Here is a 13,674-nt window from a genome sequence, read left to right as displayed (position 1 = left end):
CCCATGTTTGTTTCCATGTTACGCTTTGAATGGCGCTACTATCTGCGGCAGCCATCTTTTTATGTTGTTTCTTTGCTGTTGTTTTTAATCAGCTTTCTATCCGTTGTATCCAACAATGTGCAGATAGGTGGTGGCGGTGAGGTGCTGAAGAACAGCCCCTTCAGCATTGCCCAGACCCTGCTGATCATGAGCTTTATCTCCATGTTTGCCGTGGTCAACTTTGTCGGTAGTACAGCGGTGCGCAACCAGCAGCACGGGATGGAGGAACTGATCTATTCCAAACCGCTGACTCCGCTGGCCTATCAGTTGGGGCGTTTTTTCGGCAGTTATCTGGTGGTCATGGCGGTGTTTTCCATGGTGCCGCTGGCGATGTGGCTCGGCTCTTTTATGCCTTGGGTCGATGCCAGCCGTTTCGGTGAAAATCGGCTCAGCTATTATCTGCTGCCCTTGTTGCTGTTGGCCGCGCCGAGCCTGCTGCTGATATCGGCGCTGTTTTATGCCATGGCCAGCCGTTTTCGCTCCATGATGGGTTTGTATCTGACAGCCGTAGCACTGCTTATTATCTACAACCTCACCGGCGAGCTGGCCAGTCAGCCCCAGTTTCGCACGCTGGCGGCCATGTTGGATCCCTTTGCACTGCGCACCTTTGCCGACGTTACCCGTTACTGGACCATAGCCGAGAAAAACACCCAGTTGGTGGAGCTGACCGGTGTTATGCTCAGCAACCGCGCCATGTGGCTTTCTCTGGCGGTCATCTTGCTGCTTGTCGCCAAGGTCTGGCGCCAACCAACACTTACTCGCAAGAAGGACAAACGCTCCGGCAAGCAGTCTGCAACCCCGGCATTGCAGCCCTTGCAGCAACTGAGCCGCGCAAGCTCGCCATCTACTTCGGCACAGTTCAAGGCCCGAGTCGGCTTTGAAATCCGCCAGGTGCTCTACACAGCACCATTTGTGATTTTGGGACTGCTCACCGTCTTTAACCTGGTCGGACCCATGTTCGGTGATTTTGGTTGGTACGGTACCTCCAATTGGCCGCTGACCCAAGACATGGTCGATAATATTGCCGGGGCCACCGGCTTGCTGATGGTGATAGTACTCATCTACTACAGCGCCGAGATTGTCTGGCGTGAGCGCAACTCCGGAATGGGGGACATAGTCGACAGTCTGCCGGTGCCGAATCTGGTGTTCTGGACCTCCAAACTGGTGGCTGTGGTGTTGGTGATGGCGCTTCTGTACCTGTTGGCGACCCTGACCACAATTACTTTCCAACTGATCAAGGGGCAGTACAATCTCGAACTGGCTCAATACGCCATCAGGTTGGGCTTCTACTATCTGTTGCCACTGCTGATGTCGGCGGTTCTGGCGTTCTTCTTTCAGGTGCTCAGCCCGAACAAGTATGCCGGTATGGGACTGTTTGTCGCCTACTACCTGACGACCTTTGTGATGGCCAGTTGGGGATTCGGCCATTCGCTGTACAACTTCGGCGCTTCTCCTTATCTGGCCTATTCGGATATGAACGGTTACGGCTGGGGACTCTTGAGCCACAGCCTGTATATGCTCTATTGGGGCGGTTTCTCACTGCTGCTGTTTGTGCTGGGTTATGGCCTCTATCACAGGGGGCCGAAACAGTCTCTGAAACACAGGTTTGCCCTGCTGGGCGGTCAGCTGGGGACCAAGGGACGCTTGCTGGCGGCCTTTGGGGTACTGCTGTTTGTTGCCAGCGGCAGCTATCTCTTCTACCAGACCAAGGTGGTCAATCATTACTATACCAATGATGAGGAAACCGACCTGCGCGCCGACTATGAGAAGAAATTCAAGCAGTATGCGTCTTTGCCCGTGCTGACGACCACTGCGGTCAAGGCCGACATTGATATCTATCCCGAGTCACGGCGAATCGAGGCAGATATCAAGCTTGATTGGGTTAACAAACAGGACAAGCCGATAAGCAAATTGCTGGTTAGTCTGCCGTCCCACACCCGCGCGGAAGATCTCAGCATCACCTTGCCGGGGGCAACTCTGGGCGAGTTTGACGATAAGTTCAATGTCAGTTGGCTGGTGTTTGACAAGCCGTTGCCGCCGGGGGAGAAAATCAGCGGCCGCATTCATTTGATTCGGGAAACCCAAGGGGTTGAAGAGTCCAACTTCGATCTGTCTGTGGTCGAAAACGGCACCTTTATCAATAATATCGAGCTGCTGCCTCAGTTTGGGTATCAGGAAGGCTATGAACTCAGCGATCGCCACGAGCGTGAGAAACGTGGTCTTGAAGACAAACCAAGAGCCAATAAGCTGGAAGACACGCGCTTTTATCGGCAGAACTTCTTTGGCGTAGACGGCGACTTTATCGACTTTGAAGCCACGGTTTCCACCTCAGGCCAGCAGATGGCACTGGTGCCCGGATACCTGCAGCGGCAATGGCGTGAAAATGGTCGCAACTTCTTCCATTACAAGATGGATAGCCCCATGGTTAACTTCTATTCGATCCTCTCCGGACGTTTCGAAGTGGACCGGCAGAAGTACAAGGGCATAGTGATCGAGGTGTACTACCATTCGGCCCACTATTGGAACGTGGAGCGAATGATAGAGTCGGTGAAAGACTCTATCGACTATTACACCCAGGCTTTTGGTCCCTATCAACACAAGCAACTGCGTATAGTAGAGTTTCCCGGTTATCGCTCCTTTGCCCAGAGTTTTGCCAACACTGTGCCTTACTCTGAGCGTATCGGCTTTATCACCGACCTGCGCAACTCGGACAATATTGACCCCGTCTATTATGTGACGGCCCACGAAGTGGCACACCAGTGGTGGGGGCATCAGGTTGGCGCTGCCGATGTACAGGGCAGTGCGGTTATCTCCGAGAGCCTGTCACAATACTCGGCGCTGATGGTGATGGAGCACAAGTATGGCCCGCAGATGCTGCGCCGATTCCTCAAGTATGAGCTTGACCGCTACCTGCGAGGTCGCTCATCGGAAAGCAAGGGCGAGCAACCGCTACTGCGCAGTGAAGGGCAGGGCTATATCCATTATCAGAAGGGCTCGGTGATCATGATGGGGATCCGTGACCGCCTGGGTGAAGAACGGCTCAATGCCAATTTGAAGGCATTCCTTGAGCGCTACAAGTTCCGCGGCGATCCTTTCCCGACCACTCTGGACCTGCTCAGCTATCTGAAGCGGGATACGGACGGCGCCGAGGCGCGTTTCATTGAGGACTCCTTCTCTGAAATCAGCCTCTATGACCTGCGTCTGACCGAGGCCAAGGTAACCGAAACGCCGGAAGGCCAGTTTAAAGTCAGTCTGGATATCTATGCCCAACGCCGGGTCGCTTCAGAGAAGGGCGCTGAGCAGGAGGTACCGCTGGACGAGTGGATAGATATAGGCGCCTTCAAGGTTAACCCGGACAAGCTCAAACAGGATGATCAGGTGTTGTCGCTGCACAAATATCGGCTCAAGAGCGGAGAGAATCATCTCGAACTGGTACTGAGCGAAAAACCTGCCTATGTCGGGGTTGATCCCTTCATCAAGTTGGTGGACCGGGACTCGGAAGATAATATTTTCAAGCTCTGATCCTTTAACGGCCTACTTGGCTATTTGACAAAACGCCCCGCAATCAGGTTTGTGGGGCGTTTTTACATTTGGGCTTTGTCAGTGAACTCAGCGACTGTCTCAGGCAGGTTGCCATTCATCTCCCCGGCACTCCGGGCTCGACTATAGTTTATGGATATGGCCAGTCGATGACCGCCTAACCTGACTCGCCATAGAATCACTATGCTATCGCCAATCCGGCTGGTACTCGAACGGCTGACAGCGCTTTGAGTGACTCAAACTTCTATAAGGAATGGGATTATGTCTATGGTCAGTGCCAAAGAGTTTGCCGACTGGCTTTACAAGCGTTTCGAGCAGGTAGAGCATGGGGTCAGCATGAGCCGTGAGGATATCAACCAGCTTACCGGCAGGCAGAATTTCTCCATGGTGTTTGTCCATGATATCCACTATGAATTGATGCAGCACGGCATGGCATTTGTGACAGATACCTCCCGGGAACAGTTCTTCCTGGTGCGTGTTTGTCCCATGCCCTGGCGGCAACAACTGGAGCAGCAATTTGACAAGGAGATCTTCAATAACGTTATCTCCATCAATATGTCCCGCTGAAATGCCGGTATCAATCTGCTGAGAAGCCAACTCCGATATGAAGCAGAAATTTAAGCCAAGCTAAATCAAGCCGGGAGCCGCTCTACAAGAGTTCTCGTTGCTGCTGCAAACTAGCCATACTGATGGCAAAGGGCTGACTTAAGTAGGAGGGGCTGCTTCAAAGTCCGAACAAAATCATAAAATTAATGCAAATTCACTTGTCGCGGACCTGAGTTTTTCTTACTTTGGAATGAAACTGATTATCAAAGAGGCCACCTATGAATACTCATCTGGAGCTGCAACTGAAACATTGGCTGGACAAAGATCCCGACCCTAAAACCCGGGATGAGCTATTGAGTCTTAAAGCCGAAGGCAATGAAACTGAATTGGCCGCCCGCTTTGCCGGCCGTTTGGCCTTCGGCACCGCCGGTCTCAGGGGCGTGGTCGGCGCCGGTCCAATGCGGATGAACCGTTTGGTTATCCGCCAAACCACAGCGGGCCTGGGGCAGTATCTGCTCGCCCAGGTTAAAGATGCCGCCAGCCGCGGTGTGGTGATAGGTTTCGATGGCCGCCATGACTCACGTACCTTCGCCCATTATGCCGCCAGCGTGTTGACCGCCATGGGGATTAAGGTGCGACTCACCGCCAAAGTGGCCGCCACGCCGCTGGTAGCCTTTGGGGTGAAACACTTTGAAGCTGCCGCCGGCATCGTTGTGACCGCCAGCCATAACCCGCCGCAATACAATGGCTACAAGGTCTATTGGGGTAATGGCGCGCAGATCATTCCGCCACATGACTCAGGTATTGCTGCCTGCATAGATAAGGCTGCCAACGAAGAGCTGCCTTGGCTGGAGCAGAGTGAAGCCACCAAGCAGGGTAAACTCATTTGGCTGCAGGATGATTTCTATCAGGACTATCGCCGCGGTGTGTTCCATGCCGATGTGTTGCAGCACAAAACGGCGCCCGAAAGGGTGAGCCTGGCCTATACCGCCATGCATGGTGTTGGCGCAGAAATGGCCAAGACAGTGCTCAAGGATGCCGGTTTTACTCAGGTTTATTCTGTCGCTGCCCAGGAAAAACCGGACGGTGACTTCCCAACGGTTAAGTTCCCCAACCCGGAAGAGAAGGGCGCCATGGATTTGGTGATCGCCGAGGCCAAGCAGCATCAGGCGTTGCTGGCCTGTGCCAACGATCCGGATGCCGACAGGCTGGCGGTAGCAGTGCGCCGAGATGATGGCGAATACCAAATGCTCACCGGCGATCAGGTGGGGGCCTTGCTGGGCCACTATCTATTGTCCAAGGCGCCGGCCAATCAGCGTCTACTGGGAACCACCATAGTCTCTTCAACCTTGCTCTCCAAAATCGCCAAGGCCAAGGGCGGTGAGTTTTATACCACGCTCACGGGTTTCAAGTGGCTCACCAATGTTGGTATGCAGCGCCAGAGCGACAGCAATAAATTCCTGTTCGCCTATGAAGAGGCGCTGGGCTATACAGTGGGCAGCATGGTGTGGGATAAGGACGGCCTGTCGGCGCTGGTGGCTTTTGCCCAGCTGACTGCCGAGCTGGCGGCGCAGGACAAAACCATCTGGGACAGACTGGAAGAACTCTATCGCGACTATGGTTTGCACCTTAATACTCAGGTGAGCATAGCGCTCAAGCCGGGAACGCCGGATATCGGAGCCCATCTGCGGGCCAATCCTCCCGAGTCCATCGCGGGCATGGCGGTATTGGTGACCGAGGATCTCAAATCGGCCGAACGGCGTTACGCCGATGGGCGGCGGGAGATCATCGAATTACCGGCCAGTGATGTGCTGACCTTCCACCTTGAAGGCGGTGCCCGGGTGATAGTGCGGCCCTCGGGAACCGAGCCCAAGATCAAGTGTTATTACGAGGTGGTTGAGCCTATGCAGGCAAGCGACAACCTGGCAGATGCCGAAAGCCGGGCCAGGGCCGCGCTGGATGCCTTCGTCAGCGGCCATCAGGCGTCACTGCCCAAGTAACCTACTGCCCGGAAAACCGCTGAGAAGATAGATAAAGGCCCGCACTGCGGGCCTTTTAGGGAAGGTGCGAACAAGTCCCATGTGTGCTCTGCGTCGGCTTACGGACCTGGATGCAAGGCGCGGTTCGCCGCAAATGGCCCTAGTCCTTTGCAAGAAGCAGAACACAGCAGGCAGGTCTGTAAGCCACGCCCTTTGGGGCTTTCACAGCAACAGGCTCTCTGCGTTATCCGACTTTGACAGGCCCCGGCATGCCTTCAGTCAGATGCCTTGAGCGCCAATTGCTGTGCAAGCCAGAGTGCCACGAGGACTTATTCGCACCTTCCTTAGGTCATGCTTATTCCCATGCAAATTTTATTGGTGTTTTCGCTCAGGCTACTGACAACAGGTTGTCAGCAGCACCCGTGCATACTTGTTTTCGTCCTGAGAGCCAAGCTTGTCAGGACGGCGGAGGATGGTCCTCCTGCCACAACTGAATCAACATGGAGATGTGAAAATGTCAGCAGAAATCCCTTTGGTCTGGAGTGAGATCCCGGTTGCCGATATGGCTCGCGCCAAGCGTTTTTATCAAGAGGTGCTGGGACTGCACTGCAGCGAAGATCCTATGCCTGAGTGTGAGTATGTCAGCGTCAGCCGCACCAGTGGTGATACCGCTTGCTTTGGGCTGATTAAACACCCGCAGATGGCCCCTTCAATGACGGCATCCGTGGTTTACCTCCACCTGGGTGACAAGCTGGGTACCACCATAGGTCAGCTGGAAGCACAGGGTGTGCAAATCCTCTTGCCACCTATGCCCATCAAGGAAGGTGAATGCGGCTATTGTGCCCAAATAGCCGATTCCGAAGGCAACCGACTTGGCTTGTGGGCCATGCAGCTGTAAGCTCAGCGCTGTTATCTTTATCGGGACCGACGCAATGTCGGTCTTTGCTTGAATGAATACCATAGCGCATAGGCGTTTACTCAGTTAGCAAGAATGAAAAGGGGGGCAGGCAAGTAGGGCAATGCATGGTGTATTGGGATAAATCGACATTGGTCTGCGCTGTAAGCCTGGTGTTTCAAGCCAAACTTTGGAATTCAAATCAAACAGCTATAAGGAATGGTATTAAGTTATGCGCCGCGCCGACCGTTTGTTTCAGATAGTGCAGATCCTGCGCCACCGCCGTTTGACCACTGCAGCCGTATTGGCCGAGCGCCTGGAAGTTTCTGTCAGAACCATCTACCGGGATATTCAGGATCTCTGTCTCAGTGGTATCCCCATCGAAGGGGAGGCCGGGCTTGGCTATCTGCTGCGCCAGGAGGTGAGTGTCCCACCGCTGATGTTCAATGAGGCCGAACTGGAAGCGATTCAACTGGGGATCCGCATGGTGCAGACCTGGGGCGGCAATGAGCTGGGCAAGGCGGCCAAACAGGCGCTTATCAAGGTCGAAGCCGTGGTGCCTGAGCGTTTGCGGGCGCTGCAGAGTTTGATGTTCTCACCGGACTTTTATCTGGATCAGCAAGAGTTTGTTTATCTTGACCCACTGCGTATTGCCGCCAGGCTGCGCCACTTTGTGTTGCTCGACTATCAGGATGTAAAAGGCAGCGCCAGTCAGCGCAAAATAAGGCCGCTGGCTATCTACTTTTGGCGCGGCACCTGGACCTTGTTGGCCTGGTGTGAACTGAGAGACGACTTTCGCTCCTTTCGGGTCGACCGTATCGTTAATCTGTCACAGTTGCCGGAGCGTTTCCCCATTACCCCGGGCCAGGAGATGGAGGACTTTGTCCGCCGTATGGAGGATGACTATCAAAGACAGGAGCAAAGCCAGGGCGAAAGCTGATCTTACTGACGCTTGACCGACAGGGCGCTGGCGTGAAAAGCCAACTTTGAACATTCAAAATGTCAGTTCCCCTAAGACATTATTCCTTGCTCCCGCAACAGGTAAGCTATCAAATCTTTCAGGTACCCAAAGCTTTCAAAGGTTTCCCGTAAGTCGAAAAAATTCACTACCCGGTATTCGGCACTGGGGAGGTGAAACACTATGCTGTCCAGGTTGCCTTCATGGCCCAGCTGTAAAAAGTCATCCTGCTCCAGGCTGCAGTGCAATAGTTCGTCGATTGAGTTAAGGATGACATTGTTAATTTGGATGCCATTGGCATACCTGAGTAAATCCAGATAGTCGCGGGGCAGTGAACCTGGTGGAATAGACTCCCAGACATTAAGCAACTGATCGATTTGCGCCTCTGTTGCCGGTGGATTGCAGTATAAATCGTCTTGGAACTTCTTCAGCATCCTCAGCGTATCAAGCAAACTATCCAAACTATCGAGTCCTTTTATTGTTTCACTCATTTGCGCCATAGCTTCACCGGCGCCAAACAGCCGATACCATTCTGCGCCGCCTGATGCAGAGCCGTAGTCAGTCGCTGACCAGTCGCCCATAGAGCGCCGAATCTGAAATAACACCATTGATTTGCCAGCGCTGGCGCAGCAAACCTTCCCGGATGAAGCCGAGTTTATCCAGAGCCTTGGCCGATGCACTGTTGCCGGGATCTATCTCGGCCTCGATGCGTCTGAGTTTAAGCGTGTTGAAGCCATAGTCGATAAGGGCTTCGCCGGCCTCTTGAATATAGCCTTTGCCCCAAGCGGCTTTGCCCAGGCCAAAACCTATCTCAGCCCGTTTGGAGCCGCTGTCATAGCTGAACAACATGCATTTCCCCAGCAGCTCACAGGTATCCCGCTGGAATATGCCAAGGGTGATGCCCTCTTGCCTGGTCATGCCTTGTTTGGCGGCAGAGATAAAATCCAGCGCGTCGCTGCTATGGGTCCAGGGAGCGGTATTCCAGTATTTCATCACTTCGGGATCGGAAAATATCGCCAGCAGGGCATCGGCATCCTGTACCTGCAGCGGCTGCAGCCTGAGTCTCGAAGTCTCGAGTGTCGGGGCAAACAAGCTTGAAGGCATCTTCGTTCTCCTTAACCGAGCACTGGCCGAAAGAAGCTGCGCTCATAACTTTCAATGCAGTCGGTTTGTTCGGCAAATACCAGCGCCGCCTGACATTCAGGGTCGTCTTTGGCTCGATTGCGATAGCTTTCGTATTCCGCCAGGCTCGGGAAGGTGAACAGAGCCAGGGCGATATTGCTGGCACCCTCGCTCGGCAGAAAATAACCATTATGGGTGCCGCCGAACTTTTCCACCAAGGGGATCCACATTTTGGCGTAGCGTTCAAATTCGGCCAGTTGCTTGGGTTTGATGACGTATTTGATATAGCAGGTGATCACAGTTTTCGAGTCCTTTGATTTTGGGGGAAGTGCTTGGGATTAACCGCCCGGCCAATTCCTTGAAGCCGGCCTTCTATGCCGGATGCTGAGTCGGCTGAATCGCGTCTACTTTTGTCAGCCGGGTGTTAAAAGGAGTGCTAGAGACTAACCCAGGCTTTGCTTGTTAAGCAAGTGGGTGACTTGGGAGCAACAGAGTAGCTTTTAATTAAGAATCATCGGCTTGAAGGATTAACTTGAAAGATGTCAGCCCAGGCTATATGGCGGTTTCCCGGGCCGACATGGAGTTTGGGCGGAAGGCGTTATCCTTTCACCCAAACTCTGTTTTTAGAAGCTGCCGCGAATACCCACGGCTATCTGGGTACCGAAGCGTTCCAGATAATTCACCTGATCTTCGCGCTTGATGTAACCGGAGTAGCGGTTGTTGGTCAGGTTGGAGGCTTCACTGAACAGGGTCAAGTTGTCTGTGATGTCGTAGCTGATGCTGGCATCCAACTGGCCGTAGTCGTCTATCCAGGCCGGGCCGCCCCAGGCATCCGGATCCACCAGGAACTTGCTGCGCCAGTTATAGGCAAGGCGCGCCTGCAAACCATACTGCTCATAGTAGAGCACGGCATTGTAGGAGTTCTCGGACATCCCCTTGAAGGGCAGATCCTTGGCTTTCAGCTCAGGATCGTCATAACTGCTGTCCACATAGGTGTAGTTAAGCTGCCAACCAAAGCCGTTGAATGGCTCAGGCAACCACTGTTCGAGGGACTGTTGCCAGGCAATTTCAAAGCCCTGCACTTTGGCACCGTACTGTCCGGAAACCGGCTGGCTTACCAGGTAACGGTTGCCATCGACCTCCATGGGGGTCTTTTCATCAGAGATAAAGGAGTCGATATCCTTGATAAACAGGGCGCCGCTCAGTGAACTGCTGTCGCCGTAATACCACTCCAGCGCCAGATCCGCCTGTTTGGCCTGCTCGGGTTCAACCCCGGGATTACCGCGCACCAGAGTTGGTAAGCCCTGCTCCTGACTGGTGAAGTTGGGCGCGGCCCAGACTCTGAGCGAGTAGAGTGACGGGCGGCTCAATTCTTCGGCGGCCGAGATACGCAGCAGCAGATCGTCCTGCAGGTTCAGCTTGAAGTTGAGGCTTGGCAATATGTTGGTATAGCTGTCGCTGTAGTTTACCGGGCTGACGGTGCGCCAGTCATCGTTGAGCGGCTGACCGGCATCATCCAGCACTACCTTGCTCAAGTCATAGCCAAAGCCTTCGGAATCGACTTGGGTGCGACTGGCCCTGACCCCCAGATTGAGCATATAGGGCAGATCGAACAGCAGCTCTTCAATCGTTATCTGCACATAGGCCGAGGTCACGGCCTCGCTTACCTCATAAGTACCGGCCTGATTGGCACTGGCTACTATGGCCTCATTGGCGGCATCGCTGTTGATGGAGCGGTAGTATTCCAGCAACTTGTCATAGTCAAAGCTGGGCCAGGGATCCGGTGAGATGCTGTTTTCGCCGTCGAGGAAGTTATCGAAGTTGGCGGGCACAAACACATTGCCCGGAATTTGGAACAGCTCAAACTCGCCTTGAGTGAAGACTCCCGAGCCGTCAAAAGCATAACCGTCGCGGGTTAGATAGTAGCCGCCGCGACTGAATTGGCTGGGGTTTTTCGATCTGAACTCATTCTGGCTCTTGACCTGTTTGACATAGTTTATCCCGGCATCCAGCTTGCTGATAAAGCCGCTTTCCGGCAAATACTGGGTCATCAGCTTAAGATCCGTTACCTTGTCATCCACGCCTGTGCCACTGTTTAGGCTGTAGTGGGCACCATAGGTCTGCTCGCTGGTGAGTCCCGGGCCTATCACCACATCCGGCAGCATCTGACCATTGGTGTAGTCGATATCTATGCTGTCGACAAAGCCGCGGGCGACGATGAAGCGATTGTCGCCCTTGTTCTTGTTCTTGGCGGCCGAGTAGGCAAGATCGGCGGTGACCGACCAATTGGGGGTGATAAACAGCGCCGTATTCAGTGCCAGTTGGTAGGTGTCTGTCTTGCGCGGTGTGCTCAGGTTAAGCAGCTCCACCATAGTGTTGTCGCCCTGCTGACGCATGGAAACCACTCGCCCCAGCTCATCGAACTGCGCATCGCTGAACAGCGGGGTACCCGGTGTCCACTCCTCGTCATAGTTGACAAACCCTATCTGGTATTTGTGTCCATCGGTATTGTAGCGAGAGTAGAGGGCGTCGAAATTGACATCCAGATTATCCAGAGGCCGCCATTGCAGCGCCAGGGTGCCACCGATGCGTTCGCGTACGTCCTGGGCGTTGGCATAGTACATGTAGCTTGGTATTTTGGAGGCGTAGATTTCGCCTTCATCAATCACACCATTGCCGTTGGTGTCTACCGGCACCCCGGCGCTGTCGACACCCCAGCCTTCCTCTTCATCGAAAAAACCATCGGCGGAATAGGTGTCGGCCCTGAGGGTTTTCTTGGAGTAAACGGCGGAAAACAGAGCGCCGAAACTGTCGTCATCGGACTTGTCGCCTATGATGAGAGATGCGTGCGGGTGCAGGTCTTCGGTGCGCGACTCATAGATACCCTTGGCCGAGGCTTGCAGGGTAAAACCGTCCAAATCCAAAGGCTTGCGGGTCTGAATATCCACAATTGCCCCTATGCCTCCCTCGGTGAGCCGCGCTTCGGGAGACTTGTAAACCGCCAGCACATTGACCAGCTCCGAGGCTATGGTGTCAAAGTTGAAGTCCCGCCCGGCGTTGTCCGACGCCAGTTTGCGGCCATTGAGGGTGGTGATGTTGTAGCCGTCCCCCAGGCCGCGGATCAGTATGTTCTGTCCCTCGCCGCCGTTGCGGGTAATGGTCACCCCGGGAATACGTTGCAGTGCTTCGGCCAGGTTTTCATCCGGAAACTTGCCTATATCATCGGCCACCACAAGATCCACCACTGCGGTGGCATTCTGTTTCAGAAACAGCGACTCCTTAATGGCTGAGCGGATACCCGTTACCTGGATCCTTTCCAGCTCGGCATCCTGCTGTTGAGCTGAGTTTTGTTGTGTTTGAGCCTTGTTTTCCTTGTCGGACTCGTCGTTGGCCGTAACCGGCTGTGTCGCCAGCGCACTGGCAACTGCCAGGGCAATTAGGGCAGGTTGGGTGGCTAAGAGCTTCATGGGTTCCCCGCTGTTTGTTTTTATCAGGCTTAATGCCTTTCGCTTTTGTTGTTTTTCGAAAGCATTAGAAACAGCGAAATACTTTCGATCGCTTATTTATAGCGTTAAAAACTCTGGGTGATCAATAAAAAAATGTAAAATGTCTTTTAATTGTTTTCGGTTTGGTGCATAGTTTAGCTAGTTGAAAGTGAAAACTTGTTGTTGGTTTTGGCTTAAGTCGTTGTGGTATAAGAATTGTTGTTATGATTTGACGACGTTGCTAGTAGATTGAAAGCTTTCGAAAGCCAGTGCAGGTTCACCTGCTCCAGAGCGCAACAAACAAAACAGGAAGAGTGCAGTGAATAATCTCAACACTATTGAGAGGCAGCAGGAGATAGTCCGGCTGACCCAACAACAGGGAAAGGTGTCGGTCACCGAGCTGGCAAATCGCTTCGGGGTCTCGGAAGTCACCATACGCTCGGATCTGGCGGTATTGGATCAAAAGCAGTTGTTGGTGCGCTCCCGTGGCGGCGCCATGGTCAACTCCGACCTTATTCGTGAACTGTCACTGAAAGAGAAGGGCCACTGCTACTCGGCACTGAAGCAGGAGCTGGGCAAGGTGGCGGCCTCTTTGGTTAATGATGGCGACCGCCTGTTGCTGGACTCGGGCACCACTACCCAGCAAGTCGCGGCCAACCTCCTTGAACATCAAGATCTTATTGTGATGACCAACGGCCTTAACATAGCCACAGAGCTGGCGCGTTCCGACGACGTTGAGGTGATGCTTACCGGCGGCTTGCTGCGTAAGAAGTCGATGTCTTTCTATGGTTCCATCGCCGAGAAGAGCCTCAGGGATTACAACTTCAACAAGCTGATCCTCGGGGTGGATGGTTTTGATCTCAAGGCAGGTCTCACCACCCATTTTGAGAAGGAAGCCAGTCTCAACCGCATGATGTGTGAGATTGCCAGCGAGATCATAGTGGTTACCGATTCATCCAAATTCGACCAACAGGCGTTTCATGTAATTTGTGCCAGTCGGCAGATCCAGCAACTGGTGACCGACAGCGGCATTCCCGAGCGCTATGTGGAAGAACTCACCAAGCAAGGGGTGCAGCTGCACCTGATAGATAAAAATAAATAACAAGGGGA

Annotated in this window: 10 protein-coding genes; 6 read left to right on the top strand and 4 right to left on the bottom strand. The window is 53.7% G+C overall.

Annotated features, from left to right (window positions below):
• Positions 1–3: 3 nt before the first annotated feature.
• From ON072_RS02015 to ON072_RS01995, 5 genes are all read left to right on the top strand, one after another.
• Positions 4–3,561: an ABC transporter permease/M1 family aminopeptidase gene (locus tag ON072_RS02015; RefSeq protein WP_208186017.1), complete on the top strand. Its 3,558-nt coding sequence runs from the start codon at positions 4–6 to the stop codon at positions 3,559–3,561.
• A gap of 279 nt (positions 3,562–3,840) precedes the next feature.
• The gene (locus tag ON072_RS02010) at positions 3,841–4,146 is read left to right on the top strand and encodes a hypothetical protein (protein ID WP_025009827.1); all 306 of its coding nucleotides are present in this window, start codon (positions 3,841–3,843) and stop codon (positions 4,144–4,146) included.
• A 257-nt stretch (positions 4,147–4,403) separates the two neighbouring features.
• Positions 4,404–6,125 carry a phospho-sugar mutase gene (locus tag ON072_RS02005; protein WP_274625935.1) on the top strand — a complete coding sequence of 574 codons (1,722 nt, stop codon included), beginning with the start codon at positions 4,404–4,406 and terminating at the stop codon, positions 6,123–6,125.
• Between the two features lie 493 nt (positions 6,126–6,618).
• Positions 6,619–7,002 (top strand): VOC family protein, encoded by a 384-nt coding sequence (locus tag ON072_RS02000; protein WP_025009828.1) that lies wholly within the window; start codon positions 6,619–6,621, stop codon positions 7,000–7,002.
• 229 nt (positions 7,003–7,231) lie between these two features.
• Positions 7,232–7,939, top strand: coding sequence for a helix-turn-helix transcriptional regulator (locus ON072_RS01995; RefSeq protein WP_028780314.1), 708 nt, complete (start codon positions 7,232–7,234; stop codon positions 7,937–7,939).
• Positions 7,940–8,010: 71 nt separating this feature from the next.
• Here the strand turns inward: ON072_RS01995 and ON072_RS01990 are convergent, their stop codons facing one another.
• The 4 genes from ON072_RS01990 to ON072_RS01975 all read right to left on the bottom strand — a co-directional run bounded on the left by ON072_RS01990 (position 8,011) and on the right by ON072_RS01975 (position 12,546).
• Positions 8,011–8,565 (bottom strand): hypothetical protein, encoded by a 555-nt coding sequence (locus ON072_RS01990; protein WP_208169506.1) that lies wholly within the window; start codon positions 8,563–8,565, stop codon positions 8,011–8,013.
• Positions 8,516–9,061: a GNAT family N-acetyltransferase gene (locus ON072_RS01985; protein WP_107353350.1), complete on the bottom strand. Its 546-nt coding sequence runs from the start codon at positions 9,059–9,061 to the stop codon at positions 8,516–8,518. The genes ON072_RS01990 and ON072_RS01985 overlap by 50 nt, the downstream gene beginning before the upstream one ends.
• Positions 9,062–9,072: 11 nt before the next feature.
• Positions 9,073–9,378, bottom strand: a complete 306-nt coding sequence (locus ON072_RS01980) for an NIPSNAP family protein (protein ID WP_025009831.1) — start codon at positions 9,376–9,378, stop codon at positions 9,073–9,075.
• 324 nt (positions 9,379–9,702) lie between these two features.
• Positions 9,703–12,546: a TonB-dependent receptor gene (locus ON072_RS01975; protein ID WP_261752742.1), complete on the bottom strand. Its 2,844-nt coding sequence runs from the start codon at positions 12,544–12,546 to the stop codon at positions 9,703–9,705.
• 337 nt (positions 12,547–12,883) lie between these two features.
• On the opposite strand from ON072_RS01975, the gene agaR reads away from it, so the two are divergent.
• Positions 12,884–13,666 (top strand): transcriptional repressor AgaR, encoded by a 783-nt coding sequence (gene agaR / locus ON072_RS01970; RefSeq protein WP_025009833.1) that lies wholly within the window; start codon positions 12,884–12,886, stop codon positions 13,664–13,666.
• Positions 13,667–13,674: the final 8 nt, after the last annotated feature.

Origin of the sequence: Shewanella sp. K8, assembly GCF_028823715.1 — a bacterium.
In the GTDB taxonomy this organism is placed as follows: domain Bacteria; phylum Pseudomonadota; class Gammaproteobacteria; order Enterobacterales; family Shewanellaceae; genus Shewanella; species Shewanella algae.
The sequence above is the reverse complement of the archived record's forward strand: the minus strand, read 5'-3'. Positions and strand labels throughout refer to the sequence as shown.

What these genes read in the sequence shown, in the direction of transcription:
- ON072_RS02015 (WP_208186017.1), top strand. Translation starts at nt 4, where the DNA reads ATGTTTGTTTCCATGTTACGCTTTGAATGGCGCTACTATCTGCGGCAG.
- ON072_RS02010 (WP_025009827.1), top strand. Translation starts at nt 3,841, where the DNA reads ATGTCTATGGTCAGTGCCAAAGAGTTTGCCGACTGGCTTTACAAGCGT.
- ON072_RS02005 (WP_274625935.1), top strand. Translation starts at nt 4,404, where the DNA reads ATGAATACTCATCTGGAGCTGCAACTGAAACATTGGCTGGACAAAGAT.
- ON072_RS02000 (WP_025009828.1), top strand. Translation starts at nt 6,619, where the DNA reads ATGTCAGCAGAAATCCCTTTGGTCTGGAGTGAGATCCCGGTTGCCGAT.
- ON072_RS01995 (WP_028780314.1), top strand. Translation starts at nt 7,232, where the DNA reads ATGCGCCGCGCCGACCGTTTGTTTCAGATAGTGCAGATCCTGCGCCAC.
- ON072_RS01990 (WP_208169506.1), bottom strand. Translation starts at nt 8,565, where the DNA reads ATGGTGTTATTTCAGATTCGGCGCTCTATGGGCGACTGGTCAGCGACT.
- ON072_RS01985 (WP_107353350.1), bottom strand. Translation starts at nt 9,061, where the DNA reads ATGCCTTCAAGCTTGTTTGCCCCGACACTCGAGACTTCGAGACTCAGG.
- ON072_RS01975 (WP_261752742.1), bottom strand. Translation starts at nt 12,546, where the DNA reads ATGAAGCTCTTAGCCACCCAACCTGCCCTAATTGCCCTGGCAGTTGCC.